Origin of the sequence: Kutzneria viridogrisea DSM 43870 (assembly GCF_000525635.1) — a bacterium.
GTDB classification, from domain to species: Bacteria; Actinomycetota; Actinomycetes; order Mycobacteriales; family Pseudonocardiaceae; genus Kutzneria; species Kutzneria viridogrisea.
In genome coordinates this window covers 3,190,066-3,210,451 of the sequence record NZ_CP007155.1, presented here as the reverse complement: position 1 = coordinate 3,210,451, position 20,386 = coordinate 3,190,066, and the positions used below count along the sequence as shown (strand labels likewise).

Genomic DNA, 20,386 nt, shown 5'->3' with positions numbered 1-20,386 from the left:
GTCCCGCTCAGGGCAGGGACCGGGTGGCGAAGAAGTCCCACATGATCGAGGAGATGTTCGGGCCCATCGGGTCGGCGTAGCGGCCCTTGCCGCCGCCGGGCCACTTGTGGGCCAGCCCCGCCACCAGGTACTTCTCGATCAGCGGGGCGCCGCCGCCGCGCGCGGTGAAACTGGTGTGCGTGTACGGGTGCTCCCCCGGGTTGGCCACGTGCTCGGTCGCGTCGGGCACGTCGTCCACGTCACCGTTGAGCTGACCGTCCACGGCCAGGTCGTCGAGGGCAGCCCACTGGGAGACCAGGCGGTCGGCCATGACCGGCGGCACCGTCGTGTCGGCGTCACCCTGCTCGACCAGCATCGGCACCTGGCGGGCGCGCGGCCCCATCTCGGCGTAGGCCAGCTTCGCGGTGTCCACCGGGGTCACCCTGTCCGGGTCCTTCGGATCGACCTTGTCGAAGGCGTACTCCCCGCCGGCCAGCGAGGCCGCCGAGGCGTACACGTCGGGGTAGGTCACCGCCATGATCACCGCCATCCCGGCCCCCGAGGAGGCGCCGACAACGTGCACCCGCTTGGGGTCGGCGTGGTAGTCGCACACCACGTCCTGGGTGGCCCCGGCCACCAGTGAGGGCTCCCCGCTGCCCCGGTGCTCGTGCTCCGGCTTGGTCGCGTTCCAGCAGCCCGCCAGATTGCGCAGCGGGTCCTGGGTCGGGTAGACGACGATGAACCCCTTGGCGTCGGCCACCTCGTTGAACCGGCTGGTGTCCCGCATCGAGTTGGACAGGTAGCCGCTCATCAGGCAGCCGTGCAGGGCCACCACCACCGGCAGCTGCCGCCCCGGCTGGTAGGCCGGCGGCAGGTGCACCTCGTACTTCACGTGCCCTGAGGCGTTGACGAACTCGCCGTGCTCGTCACGGCCCTGGGCCGCGGTGGCCGTGCCGGCCAGCAGCGGCAGCGCGACCCCCACGGCAGCGGCCACGGCCAGCGCACGCTTGGTCTTGTTCCCCATCACAGGTCCCCTCGCCGGAGTGAACTCCCCTCACACATCCTGGGCAATCAACCTCGTTGCTGACTATCGGCACGGGTCCAAGGCTGGTAGACGGTTCTTGTGACCGATCACAAGGCACACCTGACGATCAACGGGACCGTGCTGTACCGCTGGCTGCTCACCGAGCGGCGCAGGCTCGCCCAGCGGCTGGTGCGCCAGTTCGGCAGGGAGATCCCGGCCTACCAGCGACTCCCCGATTCCGAGCTGATCAACATCTCCCGCGCGACCGAGACGAACCTCCAGGTGTTCGCGCAGTCCCTGCGGGACCGGACCAGCCCGGACCTCGCCGACCTGGCGGGGCCGATCACCACCTCGGCCGCCCAGCGCGCGGGTGAGGGCTTCCCGCTGGACGCCGTGATGGCCGCGTACAGCACGGGCATGCTGGAGACCTGGCGCGCGATGGTCACCGACGCGCGGCCCGAGGACTTCGCGGATGTGCTGGCCTGCACCGAACTCGTGCTGGGCTACATCCAGCGGGCCTGCACCGCGGTGGCGGCGGCCTACCTGGAGGAGCGCCGCCGCATGGACAGCGACGAGCAGCACCGCCGGTACACCCTGTTCTCCGCGCTGGTGCGGGGTGAACCGCCCGAGGGACCGGCCGCCCGCGCCGGGATCCAACTACCCGAGCGCTACCTGGTGCTGAGCCTGACCTTCGAGCAGCACACCGACGAGCGGGTCGCCGGGGTGGGCGCCGCGATGGCCGCGCAGCGCAAGGTGTACCGGGCCACCGAGGTGCTGCGCCGGTCGGCGGGCGACGGGGTGCTGTCCCTGCTCGACCCCACCGGCGGCACGGTGCTGCTGCCGGTGACCGGCACGGACTGGTCGGCGCTGGTGGCCGAGGTGGGCGCGGCCACCGGGGTACCGGTCCGCGCCGCCGGGGTCCTGGCCGAACCGGCCCAGGTCGCCCCGGCCACCCAGCAGACCGCCGAGATGCTGGAACTCGTTGTGGCGCTGGGCAGACCGCCCGGCCTGTACCAGCTCGCCGACGTGCTGCTGGAGTACCAGCTGACCAGACCGAGCGCGGCCCGTGACGAGCTGGGCAGGCTGCTGGCCCCGCTGGAGCAGCACCCGGACCTGCTGTCCACAGTGGAGACCTACCTGCGACTGGGCCTGGACCGGCGGCGCACCGCGACAACCCTGCACCTGCACCCGAACACGATCGACTACCGGGTGCGCCGCGCCGTGGCGCTGACCGGGCTCGACCCGGCCGATCCCCAGCAGCTGCAACAGATCGGCGCCGCGCTGGTGATCCGCAGGCTCGGTCAGCGGGCGCGGGCCGCGCGCAGGTAGCCCAGCACCAGCGCCTCCAGGGTCGGCTGCTCCCCCGCCCAGCCCTCGGGCACCGATTCCCCGCGCACCAACAGGGTTGCCTGCCGCTCGGTGCTGCTGGCCTGCACGACCCCGTCCACCGAGGCTGCCCGTGAGGCAGGACCCACCAGCACACGGTGTTCGGCGAGCAGGTCCTCGATCGGCCCGGTGAGCCGGACCGCCCCGCCGATCAGCAGCACCAGGTGGTCGCAGACGTCGTGCAGGTCGCTGAGCAGGTGCGAGGACATCACCAGGGTCATGCCCCGGTCGGCGACCTCGCCCATCAGCAGCCGCAGCGTCTCGTCGCGGGCCAGCGGGTCCAGGGCCGAGAGCGGCTCGTCCAGCAGCAGCAGATCCGGCTCGCGGCCCAGCGCGAGCGCGATGCCCACCTGGGTGCGCGCCCCCTCGGACAACGTGTGCACGCGGGCGTCCAGTGGGACCTCGGCCTGGTCCAGCACCTGCACGGCACGCCGCTGGGCCCAGCGCTGGTTGAACGCGCGCCCCAGCCGCAGGGTCTCGGCCACGGTGAGCCTGCCGTACAGCGGCCGGTTCTGCGCGAGGTAGCCGACCCGCGGGTGGGTGCGCCCGGTGGGCGGCTCGCCGAACACGCGCAGCTCGCCGCCGCTCGGCTTGAGCAGCCCGGCCGCCAGCGCGAGCAGGGTGGACTTGCCCGCACCGTTCGGCCCGACCAGGGCCGTCACCGCCCCCTCCGGCACGGCGAACTCGCAGCCGTCCAGGGCCCGTTTGCCCCGGTAGGACTTGACCAGCCGGTGTGCGCTCAGCGCACTGTCCATCAGAACTGCCCTTCGCCGGTGGGATAGCGCTCCTCGCGCACGTCCCCGTACAGCGCGTCCACGTCCTCGCGGCTCAGCCCCGCGTGGTGCGCGCGGTCCATCCACGCCGCCAGCTCCAGGCGCAGCGGTGAGCCGGGCGCGGTCTGCGCGGTCGCCAGCGACCTGCGCACGAACGTGCCCAGCCCGCGCTTGGCCTCCACCAGGCCCTCCCGCTCCAGCTCCCGGTACGCCTTGAGCACGGTGTTGGGGTTGACCGCCGTGGCCTCCACCACCTCGCGGGCGGTGGGCAGCCGGTCACCCGGCACCAGCAGGCCGAGCCGGAGCGCCTGCCTGGTCTGCTGGATGATCTGCATGTAGGTGGCCACCCCGGACCGTTTGTCGATCCGGTACTCGATCACCCACCCAGCATAGGCATTCACTAGGGATTTGACACAAGTCAGCGCACCCGCTCGCGCAGCCACCACACCGCGGCCGCCAGCAGGGCCGCGGCCAGGCAGAGGTAGAGCGCCGACTCCAGCCCCTGCAACGGCCAGAAATCCCCCGCCACGCGGTACTCCGCCCACTGTCCGGCGACCCCGGCCTTCTGGTAGCAGGCCTCCAGCGCGGTACCGGTCTCCGTGCAGTCGCGGATCTTCAGCGAGTCCACGGTGATGGGCTGGCCCGCCGAGTTGAGGAAGCCGGCGCCGGCCACCCGTTCGCCCGCGGCGAGCTGCTGCCCCACGCCGCCGGTGACCCGGTGGAACGGCACGAGGACCGGTCGCAGCGCGGCCAGCACGAGGCGGACCACCAGGAAGAGGCCGAGGGCCAGCGCCATGGCGGGCACGGTGCGCCGCACGAGCAGTCCGACCAGCACGCCCAGGGTCACCGCGAACACGGCGTAGGCCACCGAGACGAACCCGCTGGTGTCGTAGTTGAGCCACTGGAAGGCGCCCTGCCCGTCCACACCGAGCTGACCGGCCGAGCCGATCCAGCCCCGCAGCAGCCCCAGCAGCGCCGCCACCAGGACGATCATCGGCAGCAGGCTGACCGCGACCTTGGTCAGCAGCCAGCGGGTCCGTCCGACGGACTGGGTGAAGGCCAGCACGTAGGTGCCCTGCTCCAGTTCGCGGGCCACCAGCGGGGCGCCCATGAAGGCCCCGGCCAGCGCGGGCAGCACCAGGCAGGCCACCTGCGCGCACTTCATCAGGTCGTAGTAGCGCCCCTGGTAGTCCTGCACCCCCTTGCGGCACTGCGCCTGGTGCGCGTCGGCCACGCAGGGCCCGAGCCCGTTCTGCTCGATCACGCCCTGGCTGCCCGTCCACAGCCAGGCCAGCACCGCGCCGCCGACCACCAGCGTCACCGCCATCACCAGCAGCTGCGCCCGCTGCTGCCGCCACGCCGCCCAGATCACGCCGCCACTCCCTCGCCGTTGGACCTCATGTACGCCAGCACCACGTCCTCCAGACTCGGCGCGCTCGCCCGCCAGCCCTCCGGCACCTGGGACACGGCGGCCCGGACCAGCGCGGCCGTACCCCGTGCGGAGCTCTGCACGTCGACAACCGGTGCCGGGCCGCGCGGCTGCTGCCCCGGCGGGCCGACCAGCCAGCGGTGGGCGGCCAGCAGGTGGGCGACCTCCCCGTCGAGCTGGACGCTGCCGCGGTTGAGCAGCACCAGGTGGTCGCACACCCCCTGCAACTCCGCCAGCACGTGCGAGGACAGCACCACCGTGATCCCCGTCTGCCCCGCCTCCTGCACCAGGGTGTGCAGGGTCTGCTGACGCGCCAACGGGTCCAGGTCCGCCAGCGGCTCGTCCAGCAGCACCAGCTCGGGCCGCTTGCCCAGGGCCAGCGCGAGCGCCACGCGGGTGCGTTGGCCGCCGGAGAGCGTGCCGACCTTCGCCGTCAGCGGCACCTGCGCGCGCTCCACCAGCGACCGCGCGTAGTGCTGGTCCCAGGTCGGGTTCATCCGCCCGCCCAGGTGCAGGGTCTCCGCCACCGTCAGCTGCGGGTAGAGCGGCTTGTGCTGACCGAGGAACGCCAGCTTCGGGTGCACGCCACGCCCACCCGGCCGTTCACCGAACACCTCGATCGAGCCCGCCGTGGCACTGGTCATGCCGGTGGCCAGGCCCATCAGCGTGCTCTTGCCCGCACCGTTCGGCCCGACCAGCGCGACCACCCGGTGAGCCGGAACGCTCAGCGTGCAGTCGCGCAGCGCCCACCCACGCAGGTACTTCTTGCCCAACCCCGCCGCCGCCAGCGGCACAGACTGGTCCACCCGACACCTCCCTGACTACCCCGTACGAACCAACCTTACCAGATATCACTACTTAAGTAGTGAAAGAGTGGTTGAGGGGCGTGAGGGGGCAGACGGGGTGCTGCGGGGTTCGGGCGTGGGGGCGGTGGGCGAGGTTGGCGGGCGGCCCGCGGAGATGCGGCGCGTGTCGGCGGTTGCGGGGCGGCGTGTCGGCGCTAGCGGGACGGTGTGTCGGCGCTAGCGGGGCGGTGTGTCGGCGCTTGCGGGGCGGTGTGTTGGTGGTTCGCGTACGGCGTGTTGGTGATTGCGGGGTGGCGTGTTGGGCGGTCGTGGGCGGCGTGTCCCGCTGTCCGGAGCGCGAGTCCCGTTCAGAGGGGCGCGAGTCCCGGTGTCCGGAGGGCGAGTCCCGGTCTGGGGAGGGCGAGTCCCGGCGTGAGGGGTGCGAGTCCCGTTGTGGGGAGGGTGAGTCCCGTTGCCTGGTGCGCGTGTCCCGTTGTGGGTGTGAGTCCCGGCTTCTGGTGGGTGTTGGCGTTTGCGGGGTGTACACGGGGTGTGTCGGGGTTGGGGGTGTGGGGTTGGTTTGGTGTGGGTCCCTCGCGGCGGCCTGTGATCGGGGTTTCCGGGGCATGGGGGATGCCCCGATTCGCCGACGAGCGTAAGGCCGCCGCTACCCGCACAAAACCAACCCCGGGTTGGTGGGGGGTGTGTGGGGGTTGGTGCGGTGCGTGTCGGACGTTGCGGGGTGGTGTGTCGGCGGTTGGGGTGCGGTGTGCCGGACGTTGGGGTGTCGCGTGTTCGGTGTTCTGGGGTGGTGTGTCGGACGTTCCGGTGCGGCGTGTTCGGTGTTCTGGTGTGGTGTGTCGGTGGTTGGGGTGCGGCGTGTCCGGCTGGCCGGAGCGCGAGTCCCGGGCTGGGGGGCGAGTCCCATTCTCGGGCAAGCGAGTCCCGGGCTGGGGGGCGCGAGTCCCGTTCTGGGGTAGGTGAGTCCCGGGCTCCGGTGGGTGAGTCTCGCTGACTGGAGGGTGAGTTCCGTTGTGGGGTGGGCGGGTCTCGCTGACTGGCCCGGCTTGGGTTGTGGTGTGGTCACCCACATGGGTAGTCGTTGGTGGGCAACGGTTTTGTGGTGGATTGGGGAGTAGAATTGTTGGTATGACAGCATTCGTGGAGACTCGGCCTGCCGCAGGGTTGTGGCGGTTGGGGGATGCGGAGCTGTTGGGTGAGTTGCAGGACGCGGAAGTGGTTCTGCGGCAAGCGTATGCGAAGGTTCTTGGGTTGGTTGCGGAAGCGGATGCGCGGGGTGTGGCGGAGCGGGTGGGGTATCCGAGCCTGGCGGAGTTGCTGCGCGGTGTGCTCTGCGTGAGCAAGAAGGAAGCCAGGCAGCGGATCGCGCACGCGGGGGTTCCGGTCGCAACTCCGCTTGAGCCTGAACAACTTTCAGTGATCAACCGGGTGCTACGGGAGCTGCCGCCACACGTCGGTGCCGCCGACCGGGAGCAGGCTGTCGAGGTCCTGGCAGCAGCGGCCCAGTCGCTGGACGCCTCCAACCTGGTGCCGCTGGGCCGGGAGATCGTCAACCGGCTGGATCCCGACGGGGCGCTACCCAGCGAGGACGAACTCGCCCATCCGCGACGTGAGTTCCGTTACGACACACGGCGGGACGGGTCAGTGCGGTTCCAGGGGTGCCTGGACGCGGAGACCGGCGCCCTGCTGGAGGCCGTGCTCAGCCCGCTGGCGAAACCACACGACGCCCACGACACACGCAGCCTCACGGAACGGCAAGGAGACGCGTTCGCGGAACTACTGGAAACCAGCACCACCCCCACCGAAGGCGGAGAACGCCCCCACATCGCAGTAACAGTGCCATACCAGACCCTGCGAACAGGGCTCGGCACCACCGAACTCGCCCCATCAGCGATCCGCCGACTCGCCTGCGACGCGAAGGTCCTCCCAGTAGTACTGGGCAGCAACTCCGAACCACTCGACATCGGGCGCATCAGCTACACCGTGCCACCCCACCTCCGACGAGCACTCATCGTCAGGGACAAACACTGCGCCTTCCCAGGATGCAAAAGACGCCCCAGCACCTGCCACGCACACCACATCGTCCACTGGGCGAACGGAGGAGACACCGCACTGTCCAATCTGGTGCTGCTGTGCGGAATGCACCACCGACTCATCCACCACAGCGGCTGGACAGCGCGAATGGCCAACGGGCGGCCGGAGTTCACGCCGCCGAGCTGGCTCAGCAGGAGACGGCAGTAGGCTGCGGTCCATGTTGAGCCTGCATCATGAAGCGCGGACGCCAGTGCACGCGGTGCCGGCGGGGCTCAAGTTGTTGGTGCTGTTCGTGGTGGGCACCGGCAGCTTCTTCGTGCGGTCGATCCCGGTGCTGGGCGGGGCGCTGGTCGCGGTGGCGGGGTGCTACGCGCTGGCGAGGATCCCGTGGCGGATGGCGGTGCGGCAGTGGTTGGTGGTGCTGCCGTTCGTGGCGGTGATCTTCGTGGTGCAGGGGCTGCTGGTGGACTGGGGCAGCGCGGTGCTGGTGGCGGAGCGCATCGTGGTGCTGGTGGCGCTGGCCGCGCTGGTGACGTTGACCACGAGGACGGCGGCGATGGTGGCGGCGGTGGAGAGGTTGCTGGGGCCGTTGCGGCGGCTGGGGGTGCGGCCGGAGCGGGTGGGGCTGGTGGTGGCGATGACGATCAGGTTCGTCCCGGTACTCAAGGAGCAGGCGGACCAGGTGCGGGCGGCGCAGCGGGCACGGGGCGTGGAGTACAGCGCGAGGTTCCTGACCCCGCTGCTGGTGAAGACCCTGCGGCTGGCGGACGGGCTCGGGGAGGCCCTGGAGGCGCGTGGCGTGGACGAGGACGACAGCCGCCTATGATGTGGCGGTGCGGACCAAGGATCTCGCCCATGTGGCGCTGTTCGCGGCAATCATGGTGGTGCTGGGCCTCTTCCCGCTCATCGAACTGCCGCTGGTGCCCGCCCCGGTCACCGCGCAGACACTGGGAGTGATGCTGGCGGGCTCGATCGTCGGGGCACGCCGGGGCAGCCTGGCGATCCTGGTGTTCGTGGTGATGGTGGCGGTCGGTCTGCCGGTGCTGCCGGGCGGACGGGGCGGCCTGGGCGTGATACTGGGGCCGACAGGCGGTTTCATCCTGGCCTACCCGGTGGGGGCGCTGGTGGTGGGCCTGCTCACGGAGCGGCTGTGGCGGCGCTACAACCTGGGCTGGGCGCTGCTGTGCAACGCGGTGGGCGGGGCGCTGGTGATCTACCTGATCGGCATCCCCTACATGGCGGTGGCGGCGGGCCTGCCCCTGGACAAGGCGGTGCTGGGCTCGGTGGTGTTCCTGCCGGGCGACCTGGTCAAGACCGTGATCGGCTCGCTGGCAGCGGTGGCCGTGCGCAAGTCGTACCCGATGATCGAGGTGCCGCGTGATCGAGCTTGACGGGGTCAGCCACTGGTACGGCCAGCGGCAGGTGCTCGCGGACCTCACGCTGAGCCTGGGCGAGCGGCGGGTCGGCGTGGTCGGCTCGAACGGCTCGGGCAAGAGCACCTTCGCGAGGCTGCTCAACGGGCTGCTGGTGCCCGGTGAGGGCCAGGTCAGGGTGGACGGGCTGGACACCCGCAAGCAGGGCAAGGCGGTGCGCCGCAAGGTCGGCTTCGTGTTCCAGGACCCGGACGTGCAGATCGTGATGCCCACGGTGGGCGAGGACCTGGCGTTCGGGCTCAAGCACCGGGGCCAGGACAAGGCGGAGATCGCACGGCGAGTGGACGCCGCGCTGGCCCAGTACGGGCTGGCGGAGCTGCGCGAGCACCCGGCGCACCTGCTCAGCGGGGGCCAGAAGCAGCTGCTGGCGATCGCGGCGGTGCTGATCACCGAGCCGACACACGTGATCTTCGACGAGCCGACGACCCTGCTGGACCTGGGCAACCGGCGGCGCATCGCGCGGCTGATCCGGGACATGGACCAGCAGGTGGTGGTGGTCTCGCACGACCTGGACCTGCTGGCGGACTTCGACCGGGTGCTGGTGTTCGACAGGGGACGGGTGGTCGCGGACGGCAAGCCGGACGGGTGCATCGCCACCTACCAGGCAATGCACCCGCCGCTGTAGCTACCGCAGGTCGTAGACGGTGCTGCCGCCGACGGTTTTCGCGGTGTAGTGGGCGGCGACCCAGCTGGCGATCTCGCTGGAGCCCCGGTCCCGGCCGCCGGACACGTAGTAGCTGATCTTGTCCTCGGCCACCCACCGCTGGAACTGGGCGAGGGTCGGCGCGGGGTCGCTGCCGTCCCAGCCGCCGATGGCGATGACGGCCTTGCCGCTGCTGAGCTCCAGTTCGGCGGCCGAGTTGTCACCGGTGGTGGCGGCGGCCCAGGTGCTGGTGGTGGCCTTGAGCACGGCGGTCAGCTCCGCGCTGCTGCGCATGCCCATGCCGCCGGAGCTACTGGGGCCGGAGGTGGGGATGGACCCGCTGTGCGGCACCGCGGCGGTGGCGATGCCGAACCCGGAGGTCCCGGCGAGTGCGCAGGCCAGCACCACGGCGATGGCGGCCCGCCTGAGCAGGTCGGCGCGCAGGGCGATCAGCGCGGCGGCGATCACGCAGGTCACCAGCACGGCCCAGCGCAGCGCGGGCAGCCAGGACAAATCCCTTGCCAGCAGGGCGAAGTCCCAGAGCCCGGTGACCAGAACCGTTGCGGCCAAGGTGATCCGGACCGGGGTGTGCGCGCGGCCCCGCCACAGGGCACGGCCGCCGATCGCGACCAGCGCGGCGATCGAGGGCGCCAGGGCCACCGTGTAGTACGGGTGGATGGTGCCGCTCATGAAGCTGAACACCAGCCCGGTGACGAGCAGCCAGCCGCCCCACAGCAGCAGCGCGGCACGCGTGGGGTCGGTGCGCGGCGCACGGCGGCTGAACCACAGTCCGGCCACCAGCACGATCAGCGCGGCGGGCAGCAGCCAGGACACCTCGGTGCCCATGCTGGCGCCGAACAACCGGGTGATGCCGGTGGCGCCGCCGAACGCGGTGTTGCCGCCACCGCCCGGGCCCGCACCGCCGAAGATCCGGCCCAACCCGTTGTAGCCCAAGGCGAGCTGCCACAGGCTGTTGTTCGTGGAGCCGCCGATGTAGGGCCGCGAGGAGGCGGGCCACAGCTCCACCAGCAGCACGAACCAGCCGATCGAGACGACCAGCGCGGCTACGGCACCGGCGAGGTGGATCAGCCTGCGGCGCAAGGAGGTGGGCGCGGCGAGGAGGTAAGCAAGGCCGAAACCGGGCAGCACCAGGAAGGCCTGCATCATCTTGGTGAGGAAGGCGAAGCCGATGGCGACCCCGGCCAGCGCGAGCCATCGGCCGCTGGCGGTCTCCGTGGCGCGCTGCACGCAGTACGCGCCCGCCACGAGCAGCAGCACGAGCAGCGCGTCGGGGTTGTCGAAGCGGAACATCAGCACCGCCACCGGAGTCAGCGCCAGCACGGCCCCGGCGACCAGTCCGGCACCGGCACCGAACCGGCGCCGCACCGTGGCGTACAACAGGGCGACCGCGGCCACTCCCTCCAGGGCCTGTGGCACGAGCAAACTCCAACTGGACAGGCCGAACAACCGCACGGACAGGCCCATAACCCACAGCGAGGCCGGTGGCTTGTCCACGGTGATCGCGTTGCCCGAGTCCAGGGAGCCGAACAGCCAGGCCGTCCAGTCCTGGCTGCCCGCCTGCGCGGCGGCGGCGTAGAAGCTGTTGGCGTAGCCCGAGGAACCCAGGTCCCACAGGTACAGCACGGCGGTGCCCAGTAGCAGCGCGAGCAGGGCCGGTCTCGCCCACCGCGGGTGGTCAGCTGTGCGTGTGTCGTTCAGTACCGCCGTCATGGCAACCAGCCTCGGGCGGGCCGCTGTGCCGACCTTGTGGCGATGCTATACGTGAGCTGTGAGGCGGACGGTGAACACCGTGCGGCCCGGCTCGCTGTCGACCGAAACCGTGCCGTGGTGCGCGGACACGATCGCCGAGACGATCGCCAACCCCAGTCCGGTACTGCCCGCGGTGCGCGAACGCGAGGTGTCCCCACGCGCGAACCGCTCGAACACCTCGGCCTGCAACGGTTCGGGGATGCCCGGCCCGTCGTCGGCCACGGTGATCACGACCTCGCCGCCGGTCCGCGCGATGCCCGCGGTCACGGTGCTGCCCGGCGGGGTGTGCGTGCGCGCGTTGCCGAGCAGGTTGGCCACCACCTGGTGCAGGGCGGCCTGGTCCCCGGTGACCGTCACGGGCTCGGCGGGCACCTCCAGCCGCCAGGTGTGGTCGGGGCTGGCCACGTGGGCGTCGCTGACGGCGTCCACGAGCAGCCGGGACAGATCCACCTCGGCGGTGCTCAGCGGACGGCCCGAGTCCAGCCTGGCCAGCAGCAGCAGGTCCTCGACCAGCGTGGTCATCCGGGCCGACTCGGACTGGATGCGGCTCATCGCGTGCGAGACGTCCGGGGGCACCGACTCGCGGTGGCGGGCGGCCAGCTCGGCGTAGCCCCGGATGGCGGCCAGCGGGGTGCGCAGCTCGTGGCTGGCGTCGGCCACGAACTGGCGGACCCGGGTCTCGCTCTCGTGCCGGGCGGCCAGCGCGTCGGCCACGTGCCCCAGCAGGCGGTTGAGCGCGGTGCCGACCTGGCCGACCTCGGTGCGCCGGTCCGTGCCGGGCACCCGCTCGGACAGCGCCACCTCGCCGCGGTCCAGGCGCAGCTCGGCCACCCGGGTTGCGGTGGCCGCCACGCGCCGCAGCGGGCGCAGCGCGACGCCGACGATCAGCGCCCCGCCGAGCCCGGTGGCCACCAGCCCGAGCACGGCCACCACGGTCATGACGATCGCGACGTTGGCCAGCGTGTCCTGCACCTCGCGCAGCGGCACCCCGATCAGCTGCACCTGTCCGTCCGGGGACTGCGCGGTGACGAAGCGGTAGTCGCCCAGCCCGGGCAGGTCGGTGGTGTGCCCGTGACCGTCGACCTGCACGGTGACCAGCTTGCGCTGGGCGGCACCGGTGAGCGGCACCCCGCAGCCGCTGCTGTCCTGGATCTGCGCGCTGACCCCGTTGGAGCTGAGCTGGGCGATGATCGTGCCGGTGCCCTGCCCCGGGGGGAACGCCGCGCAGGAGGAGCCGGGCGGGTGCCGGTCCGCTGGCGGCCGGTCGTGCGCCTTCTGGTTGACCTGCGTCAACTGGTCGTCGACCCGGCCGATCAGGTAGCCGCGCAGCGCCAGCTCGGCGGTCACGCCGATGCCCACGCAGACCACGGCGAGCAGCAGCACGAGTTCCACCAGGAGCCTGGTGCGCAGCGTCCACGGGCGGGTCACGGCTGGTATCCAACCACCGATCGCTGTGCCCCCGCTGTGCGAGCGCTTGACCTCCACCTAGCTCGAAGTCCTAACCTCGGTGACGCGGTACCTACTGGAGGGAGCAGCACGATGGCAGTCGAGCTCAACCACACGATCGTCGCGGCGCGCGACAAGGTGGCCTCGGCCGAGTTCCTGACCGGGATCCTGGGACTGCCCGCGCCCACCACGTTCGGCCCCTTCTCGGTGGTGCGGGTGAGCAACGCGGTGAGCCTGGACTACCTGCAGACCGAGGACGAGATCCCCCCGCAGCACCTGGCGTTCAAGGTGGGCGACGAGGAGTTCGGGCCGATCTTCGACCGGATCCGCGCCAGCGGCGTGCAGTACTGGGCCGACCCGCACCACCAGCGGCCCGGCGAGATCAACACCGCGGACGGGGGCCAGGGCGTCTACTTCACCGACGCCGACGGCCACAACCTGGAAGTGCTGACCCGCGACTACGGCAGCGGCAGCTGAGATGAACTCGGGGATTCACCCTGCGCCCTCAGGGTGAATCCCCGTCCCGTCACCAAATCGCAATCCACACGGGGCGAAACGTTCTCCCCCTCCTGGCGACGTGTCTGGTCGACAACAACAGGAGGGTCGTGGCTCGTGCAACCAGTCCTAGCGGTGGACTTCGGCACGTCGACGTCCTCGGCGGCCCTGGTCGCCGGTGCGGACGTGTGGCTGGTCCAGGAACCCGGGCAGAACTCGTGGACCTGGCCCTCAGCGGTGTACCTCAACGGGGAACGGCTGCTGGTTGGCCGCGAGGCCGAGCACATGAAGCGCCTGCAACCGATGAACTTCCGCACCGAGTTCAAGCGGGTGCTTGGCCAGTCCACACCGGTCTGGCTGGGACAGCGCGCCTTCGCCCCGCGCGACCTGGTGGCCGCCGTGCTCAGTGCACTGCGGGCACAGGCCCTGCGCGAGCTGCGCGGTGCCGCGCTGGACCGGCTCGTGCTGACGGTGCCCGCCAGCTACGGGGAGGTGGACCCGCGGCGCACGCTGATGATCGAGGCGGGCGAGCAGGCCGGGTTCGCCGACGTGGAGCTGCTGCCCGAGCCGGTGGCGGCGGCCTTCGCGCCGATCGCGGGCGCCCCGCTCGCCTCGGGGGCGCTGGTGCTCGTGTACGACTTCGGTGGCGGCACCTTCGACACGGCCGTGCTGCGCGTGCTGCCGGACGGCACGTACGAGGTGCTGGGCTGCGCGGCACTGGAGGACTGCGGCGGCAGCGACATCGACGCCGCGATGTACCAGTGGCTGCGCGAGCGGTTCCGGTCGAAGCTGGGCGGGCAGCCCGCCGACGCGGACGCGATCTCGTTGGCGATGGACCTCAACGAGCTGCTGCGCGAGGCCAAGCACCAGCTCACCGAGGTGCCGACCGCGCCGACCTACTTCGAGCCGCTGCACGAGCAGCTGACCCTGGACCGGGCCCAGCTGGAGCAGATCATCACGCCGATGCTGCGCGACACGGTGCGGTGCTGCCGCGACCTGCTCGCGAGCACCGGCGTGCTGGTGGAGCAGATCGCCGCGGTGTTGTTGGTCGGCGGCAGTTCGCGCATCCCGCTGGTGTCCCAGGTGTTGCGCGCCGAACTGCGGCGTCCGCTGCGGCTGACGCAGGACCCGTCGGTGGCCGTGGTGCACGGGGCGGCCCGCTGGGCGGCGGCCGGGGTGCGGACCGTGCCGCCGCGCGGGCTGGCCGACGGGGCCCGGGCGCTGCGCTGGAAGCTGCCCGGGGACACCGCGACGATCGTGCGCTGGCTGGTGGCCCCGGGCCAGAACTTCGAGCCCGGTGCGCCGTTGGCGGTGCTGCGGCTGGGCAACGGCTCGCTGTGGCGCATGTTGGCCGGGCACGACTCGGGGCAACTGGTCAGCGTGCACGCCGATCCCGGGGACGAGGTCACCTCGGCGGACTGGCTGGTGACGGTGCGCCCGGCGGTGGGAGGCCGGGCGTGAGCGAACGACCGGAGCTGGTGGTCGATCTCGGCACCGCGACCAGCTCGGCCGCGCTGGTGGTCGGGGACTCGGCGCGGCTGCTCCAGGAGGGCGCGAGCGACTCGTGGGCCTGGCCCTCGGCGGTGTGCGCGGGCGAGGACGGGCTGCTGGTCGGCACGGCGGCGGTCATCCTGGGGCGGGGCAACGCCGAGGCGTTCCGCTCGGGGCTGACCCAGGACCTGGGCGAGCCGCGGGTGCTGCTGGCGGGCGAACCGCACGCCCCGCAGGACCTGATCGCCCACCTGCTGCGCGCACTGCGGACGCGGGCACAGCAGGTGCTGGGGTCGGCCGACCTGGACCGCCTGGTGCTGGTCTCCCCCACCGAGTTCCGGCCGGGGGACCCGAGGCTGCGGCTGCTGGTCGACGCCGGGGAGCTGGCCGGGTTCGAGGAGGTCGAACTGCTGGACGAGGCGGTGGCCGCCGCCTCGGCGAAGTACGAGGGCGAGGAGCTCGTACCCGGGGACCTGGTGCTGGTGCACGACATCGGCGCGGGGTTCACCGCGAGCCTGGTGCGGCTGAGCGCCGACGGGGGGCACGAGGTGCTGGCCGTGGCGCACCGCCCGGACCTCGGCGGGGACCAGGTGGACCGGCTGCTGTTCGCGCACCTGGCGGCCGGGCTGGGCGACACCCACGAGGTGGGCCGGGAGCTGATGGAGTTCACCCGCGGCCTCAAGCACCGGGTGGCGGGGGCGGACAGCCCGCAGGACTACTTCCGGCCGCTCAAGCGATTGGTTGGTCTGGACCGGGCGGAACTGGAGCGGTTGACCGCGCCGTTGCAGGAGAAGATGGCCGCCGTGGTGGGCGAGCTGCTCGCGGCACACGTGTCGCGCAGTTCCCCGTTGCGGGCGGCCCTGGTGGTCGGCGGTGGCCACCGCCTGCCGTGGTTCGCCGAGCGGCTGCGGGCGAAGCTGCGCGTGCCGGTGCTGGCCACCGCCGACCCCGCCAGCGCGGTCGTGCTGGGTGCCGCCCGCTCGGTGGCCACCGCGAGCGAGCGGGGCGGCGGTCCGCGCGAGGAGTCCGGGCAGCTGCCGGTGGGCTGGCAACTGCCCGGCGAGGTGGCCACGGTGACCCGGCTGGCGGTGCGGGCCGGTCAGGACTACGCCCCCGACCAGGTGTTGCTGGTGGCCCGGCTGCCCCGCGGTGGGCTGCGCTACCTGCGGGCCGGTGACCAGCCCGGTTCGGTGGCGGCCTGGCACGTGCGGCCGGGCGACACGATCGTCAGCGACCAGTGGCTGCTCACCAGCGGCCCGCTGCTGGGCAACCCGCCCGAGACCGGCGAGCAGCCGACCGCGCCCGGCGGCTTCGCGGCACACGCGCCCGAGGAACCGAGCAGGCGCCGGTTCCCGCCGGTGGTGGCGACGGCGCTGGCGGTGGCCGCGATCGCGGTGCCGATCGCGCTGTTCGTGCACTTCCGCGACAACACCGGCTCGGGCGGCTCCTCGAGCTCCAGCTCCTCGCCGACCACGAGCGACAGCAGTTCCAGTGCCAGCTCCAGTTCCAGCTACAGCTCGAGCTACAACTACAGCTATTCGCCGACGTACACCTCCACGACGACCACGACCACGACGTCCAGCAGCAGTCCCAGTTCCTCCGCGCGGAGTTCGCTGTTCGGCTCGCTCAGCAACGACTCCGGGGTGCAGTGGAGCACCTGCTACCAGTTCAGCCTGCTCAACGCCTCCGCCGCCGACTACTCGATCGCCTGCGGCAGCCAGTCCCCCTCGCTGGGCACGCAGATCGGCTTCGCCAAGTTCTCCTCCAGCTCGGAGTTCAGCGACTACTTCACCGCCCACAAAGGACACGTCGGCAGTTCCGCGGACAGCTGCACGGGGCAGGACTTCTCCGGCACCTGGAACCACAGCAACGCCACCATCGGCCCCAAGGTCTGCTACTCGACCGGCAGCACCTACCGGATCACCTGGGGCAACACCAGCACGAGGACCATCGCGGTGATCGAGGGCAGCAGCAACAACGCGGTGGACTGGTGGAAGTCCCACGCCGCGGTGGTCATCCCGTGATGAGCCGCTCGTAGCTGCGTACCAGCACCTGCGCGGCCTGCCGGGTGGCCCGGGAGTAGGCGGGGTCGACCGCCCGCGCCGACCAGTGCGCGATGCGGTCGGCGGCGCGGGTCCGCACCAGCTGCGGCGGCGATCCCTCGGGCAGGCCGAGCCGGGCCGCCGTGCTGGTGCCGTGTTCGCCGGTGACCCGGGCCAGCTCGGCGCTGTCGGCGGGGTCGAAGCGCAGTTCCCCGTTGTAGTGCTGGCGCAGCACCCGCAGCTCGGCGAACCCGTGCTCGTCCAACTCCGCCTGGCGCAGGTGCGCGACGGCCTGTTCCACGGTGAACCGCTGCACCGGGCCGAGGTCCAGCCGTGCGGGCAGGGCCAGGGCCTGGTCCACGGCCTGCCGCAACTTGATCAGGTCCGCGCGGTTGCCGAAGTGCCCGGTGAGCAGCCGCCGGAACTCCGTCATGCCGCTGCGGTCCAGCAGCAGCTTCCGCAACTGTGGCAAGCGATCCACGCCCTCAGCACGGATCAGCCCGCAGGCCAGGTGCACCCCGTAGCGGTCCAGCCTGCGCAACAGTTGTGCCCGCCGCCGCGCCGGTACCGGCAGGTCCTCGTACGGCCTGCTGGCGAAGAACGGGCCTCGGGCAAGCCTGCGGTCCAGCAGCGCGGGATCGCCCGCGGCCAGCGCGAGCAGGTCGGCGAACTCCTGCTCGGTCAGGGTCGCCGCGCCCTCGGCCACCTTGCTGGCCACAGGCCGCAGGTCGTACACCATGCGCCGCGCGCCGGAGACGGTCATCATGCGCTCGGCGATGCGATAGCCCTCGCCCAGTGGGTCGGGGTACTGCGGCCACAGCAGTTCCACCTTGGTCAGCGCGCCGACGGCCGTGACCGGGGTCGCCGCGCCGAAGGCCGCGCCCTGGAACTCGGCCATCAGCTCCTCGTCGCCCGCGGCCAGCCCACGGCAGAAGACCAGCACCACGGCGTGCGCCCGCGCGGCGTGCGAGATCGTCGCCCTGCGCACGTCGGAGGCGGTCAACCGCAAGGTGCGCAAGGTGTTCTCCTGATCGGCGCCCAGGTGCGAGTCCAGCCCCGGGGTGTCCACCAGGTCGTACGCGGCGAGTTCGGCGTTGTCCAGCAACACCTCCAGGTAGTCGATGCTGGTGAGCACCTCGTTGTTCCCGCTGAGCACCGCCAGCTCCGCCAGCGGCCACTCCTGGCTGCCGCCACCCCGCAGGTGCACCACCAGCCGCTCCCGCCCGCCCCGCTCGACCTGCCGCAGCCAGCTCACGTTGTAGGTCAGCTCGCGGGCCCCGGTCGCCACGACCTCGTTGCCCAGCAAGGCATTGGCGAGTGTGGACTTGCCGGAACTGATCCGCCCCACCAGGGCAAGGCGCATCGGCTGGGTCACCTGCCTGGCGGCGTCGCGCACGCTCAGCCGTGCGTCCTCCAGTGCGGGCGAGCCGCCGAGCTGGCGCAGCGCCCGCTCGAAGGCCTCGGCGGTGCGCCGCCGTAACGCCTCGTCACTCACCGGTCCGCCCGTACTCGGCGGCCCGGTCGGCGATCGTGGCGCGGCGGTGCAGCAACGGCGCGAGTTCCTGCTCCAGCACGGCAAGTCGCTCGGCCGCCTCGCGCTGACTGGCCCGCTCGGCGTTGCGGACCCGCTCGGACTCCTCCTGCGCGCTCTGCTGTGCGGCCCTGACCCGGCTGTGCAGTTCCGCGGTCAGCGCTTGGCCGAACTCCGCGAGCACGGCGTCGACCACCTCCTGCACGTGCCGGTACTGGCTGCGCCGCAACGGTTCCAGCTCGTGGCGCAACGCCAGGGCGCGCTGCCTGCGCTGCTGCTCGCGGCTGGCCTCCATCGAGGTCCGGTACCCGTTGCGGGCGCCGAACAGCGTGCCCAGCGCGCTGCCCAGCACCCCGCCGATGGCCGCGCCGATGCCGGGCAGCAGGGAACCCAGTGCCGCGCCGAGCACCCCGCCCAGCGCGCCGCCCGCACTGGTGCCCGCGATCATGCTCTCGGTGGCACGGATGCCCTCGGCGCCGCGGTCCGTTCGCTGCTGGCCGCCGGTGACCTCCAGGCTGGGCACCGGCGGCGGGGGCAGGCCACCCAGCCGCTGCTGGGCCAGCGGCAGCTCGCTGGCCAGCACCAGCTCGCGCTGCACCGCCGCGGTGCGCCGCACGGCCAACTCGTTGACCGTGCCGATGACGGCCGCCGCGTCGGAGACCAGCTTGTCCACCAGCTGCTGCGGGTGGTCCAGGTAGCGGTCCAGCAGCAGGTGGTACGAGTCCACGTCACCCCACAGGCCGTCCAGCTCCTCGCCCGCCCTGGCCAGCAGCTCGCGGCGCACGCCGGTCAGCGCGGTGGTCAGCCGGTCGTGCCAGCTGCCCGCCTCGGCCAGCCGGTCCAGTTCCCGCCTGCGGGCCCGCAACTGCTCGCGCAGGTCCTGCTGGGCCTGTTCGGCCGAGCCGCGCAGTGCGGCCCGCTCGCCCTGCAACGGGGTGATCAGCGCGGTCACCGCGGTGTCCAGTTCGGACAGTGCGTCGCCGAGCAGCACCGTGGTGCGCCTGCGCGACAGCGCCGACCAGATGACCCGCTCCAGCTCCTCGAAGTTGCTCAGCTCCAGGTCCTCGGGATCACCGTGGGCCAGGTACGCGAGCTTGGCGTGCGCGGACACCGCCACCACGCGCAGCCGCTCCCGAGGGCGGCCGGTGACCTCCGCCAACTTGGTCCGCGCGTCCTCGGCCAGCTCGGTGCAGTCGCCGACATCGGCCTTGGTCAGCACGAACAGCAGGCCGTCCTCGTCCCCGGTGACCCGGGCCGAACGGCTGGCCCTACGCAGGAACTCCAGCTCGCTCTCGGTCAGCGGCTGGGTCAGGTCCACCACGAACAGCAGCGCGTCGGCCCCGGGCAGGAACCCGGTGGTCACGGTGGTGTGCTCGGCGTGCACCCCGCCGACCCCGGGAGTGTCCACCAGGGTCAGTCCCGAGCGCAGCCGGGGATTGGGCGTGCGCACGGTGATCATGCGGGCCCGCTTGGTGTTGTGCGGGTTGCCGCTCTCGGTGGCGTAGCCCGCGATCTCGGCGCGGTCGATCCGCCTGCGCAGCACCGAGCCGTCGGCCTGCTCCAGGGTCACCTCCACCTCCTCGCGCTCGGCGTAGGAGGCGGCGATGACCAGGCTGGTCGCGTACACGGTGTCCACCGGGAACAGGTCCGGCTCGGCGAGCAGGGCATTGAGCAATGTGGACTTGCCCCGCTTGAACTCACCACAGATCACCGCCGTGAGCCTGCCCGCGGACAGCCGGTGCCGGGCCGCGGCCAGTCGGCGCCGGGACTCCACCGCCCGCCTGCGGGCCAGCAGCGGGTCCAGCTCGTCCACCCAGTCCAGCAGTTCGAGGCGCTGTTGCTCGAACCCGCTCACCGCCGCACCTCGCTGGCGCTCGGCGCAGCGCTTCGCGCAGGCACTGTGCCTGATGATTCGCTCGCAAGCTCGCTCATGGGGCCTCCGCTCGGTAGGCTTCCCCCCACTCATCGCCGCGCGAGCCGATTCGTAACCCCGGTCTTCTCGATCTTGACCAGCCCTGTGACGAGCGGCCGGACGGGGGTTGGCAAGATACCCGTCTTGGCGGAAGGTTTTACAGCTCGTACAGGCCGCGCACGCGGGAAGGAT

The 20,386-nt window shown here is 71.9% G+C and carries 17 protein-coding genes; 8 read left to right on the top strand and 9 right to left on the bottom strand.

What is annotated here, in order from left to right; all coding sequences use genetic code 11:
* Positions 1-7: 7 nt before the first annotated feature.
* Positions 8-1,003: an extracellular catalytic domain type 1 short-chain-length polyhydroxyalkanoate depolymerase gene (locus KALB_RS14405; protein WP_025356416.1), complete on the bottom strand. Its 996-nt coding sequence runs from the start codon at positions 1,001-1,003 to the stop codon at positions 8-10.
* A 99-nt stretch (positions 1,004-1,102) separates the two neighbouring features.
* Between KALB_RS14405 and KALB_RS14400 the strand changes: the two genes are divergently transcribed.
* Positions 1,103-2,332 carry a PucR family transcriptional regulator gene (locus KALB_RS14400; protein WP_025356415.1) on the top strand — a complete coding sequence of 410 codons (1,230 nt, stop codon included), beginning with the start codon at positions 1,103-1,105 and terminating at the stop codon, positions 2,330-2,332.
* On the opposite strand, the gene KALB_RS14395 is transcribed toward KALB_RS14400, so the two are convergent.
* The 4 genes from KALB_RS14395 to KALB_RS14380 are packed head-to-tail and all read right to left on the bottom strand — an operon-like array spanning position 2,305 to position 5,397.
* Complete coding sequence (locus tag KALB_RS14395) at positions 2,305-3,144, bottom strand: ATP-binding cassette domain-containing protein (RefSeq protein WP_042220353.1); 840 nt, start codon at positions 3,142-3,144, stop codon at positions 2,305-2,307. The genes KALB_RS14400 and KALB_RS14395 overlap by 28 nt on opposite strands.
* A complete protein-coding gene (locus KALB_RS14390) occupies positions 3,144-3,542 on the bottom strand; it encodes a GntR family transcriptional regulator (RefSeq protein ID WP_030110011.1) in 399 nt (132 codons plus the stop codon). Before KALB_RS14390 ends, KALB_RS14395 begins: the two co-directional genes overlap by 1 nt.
* A 38-nt stretch (positions 3,543-3,580) precedes the next feature.
* Complete coding sequence (locus KALB_RS14385) at positions 3,581-4,534, bottom strand: ABC transporter permease (protein WP_025356414.1); 954 nt, start codon at positions 4,532-4,534, stop codon at positions 3,581-3,583.
* Positions 4,531-5,397, bottom strand: a complete 867-nt coding sequence (locus tag KALB_RS14380) for an ABC transporter ATP-binding protein (protein WP_025356413.1) — start codon at positions 5,395-5,397, stop codon at positions 4,531-4,533. Before KALB_RS14380 ends, KALB_RS14385 begins: the two co-directional genes overlap by 4 nt.
* Positions 5,398-6,525: 1,128 nt before the next feature.
* Between KALB_RS14380 and KALB_RS14375 the strand changes: the two genes are divergently transcribed.
* From KALB_RS14375 to KALB_RS14360, 4 genes are read left to right on the top strand one after another with little or no spacing between them, the layout of a single operon-like run.
* Positions 6,526-7,638, top strand: coding sequence for an HNH endonuclease signature motif containing protein (locus KALB_RS14375; RefSeq protein WP_081789334.1), 1,113 nt, complete (start codon positions 6,526-6,528; stop codon positions 7,636-7,638).
* A 10-nt stretch (positions 7,639-7,648) separates the two neighbouring features.
* Positions 7,649-8,257, top strand: a complete 609-nt coding sequence (locus tag KALB_RS14370; RefSeq protein ID WP_025356411.1) for an energy-coupling factor transporter transmembrane component T family protein — start codon at positions 7,649-7,651, stop codon at positions 8,255-8,257.
* Positions 8,258-8,264: 7 nt separating this feature from the next.
* A complete protein-coding gene (locus tag KALB_RS14365; protein WP_025356410.1) occupies positions 8,265-8,822 on the top strand; it encodes a biotin transporter BioY in 558 nt (185 codons plus the stop codon).
* A complete protein-coding gene (locus KALB_RS14360) occupies positions 8,809-9,489 on the top strand; it encodes an energy-coupling factor ABC transporter ATP-binding protein (protein ID WP_025356409.1) in 681 nt (226 codons plus the stop codon). The genes KALB_RS14365 and KALB_RS14360 overlap by 14 nt, the downstream gene beginning before the upstream one ends.
* Here KALB_RS14360 and KALB_RS14355 read toward each other — a convergent pair whose 3' ends face one another.
* Together KALB_RS14355 and KALB_RS14350 are read right to left on the bottom strand one after the other, a co-directional pair.
* Complete coding sequence (locus KALB_RS14355; protein ID WP_025356408.1) at positions 9,490-11,238, bottom strand: ArnT family glycosyltransferase; 1,749 nt, start codon at positions 11,236-11,238, stop codon at positions 9,490-9,492.
* 45 nt (positions 11,239-11,283) lie between these two features.
* On the bottom strand, positions 11,284-12,705 hold the full coding sequence (locus KALB_RS14350; RefSeq protein WP_025356407.1) for a sensor histidine kinase: 1,422 nt from the start codon (positions 12,703-12,705) through the stop codon (positions 11,284-11,286).
* Between the two features lie 111 nt (positions 12,706-12,816).
* On the opposite strand from KALB_RS14350, the gene KALB_RS14345 reads away from it, so the two are divergent.
* From KALB_RS14345 to KALB_RS14335, 3 genes are all read left to right on the top strand, one after another.
* Positions 12,817-13,200, top strand: a complete 384-nt coding sequence (locus tag KALB_RS14345; RefSeq protein WP_025356406.1) for a VOC family protein — start codon at positions 12,817-12,819, stop codon at positions 13,198-13,200.
* A 135-nt stretch (positions 13,201-13,335) separates the two neighbouring features.
* On the top strand, positions 13,336-14,679 hold the full coding sequence (locus KALB_RS14340; RefSeq protein WP_148309467.1) for an Hsp70 family protein: 1,344 nt from the start codon (positions 13,336-13,338) through the stop codon (positions 14,677-14,679).
* Complete coding sequence (locus KALB_RS14335) at positions 14,676-16,733, top strand: Hsp70 family protein (protein WP_025356404.1); 2,058 nt, start codon at positions 14,676-14,678, stop codon at positions 16,731-16,733. Before KALB_RS14340 ends, KALB_RS14335 begins: the two co-directional genes overlap by 4 nt.
* On the opposite strand, the gene KALB_RS14330 is transcribed toward KALB_RS14335, so the two are convergent.
* Positions 16,723-18,246: a dynamin family protein gene (locus KALB_RS14330; protein ID WP_025356403.1), complete on the bottom strand. Its 1,524-nt coding sequence runs from the start codon at positions 18,244-18,246 to the stop codon at positions 16,723-16,725. The two genes, KALB_RS14335 and KALB_RS14330, sit on opposite strands and share 11 nt — an antisense overlap.
* On the bottom strand, positions 18,239-20,137 hold the full coding sequence (locus tag KALB_RS14325; protein ID WP_025356402.1) for a dynamin family protein: 1,899 nt from the start codon (positions 20,135-20,137) through the stop codon (positions 18,239-18,241). The genes KALB_RS14330 and KALB_RS14325 overlap by 8 nt, the downstream gene beginning before the upstream one ends.
* Positions 20,138-20,386 lie beyond the last annotated feature (249 nt).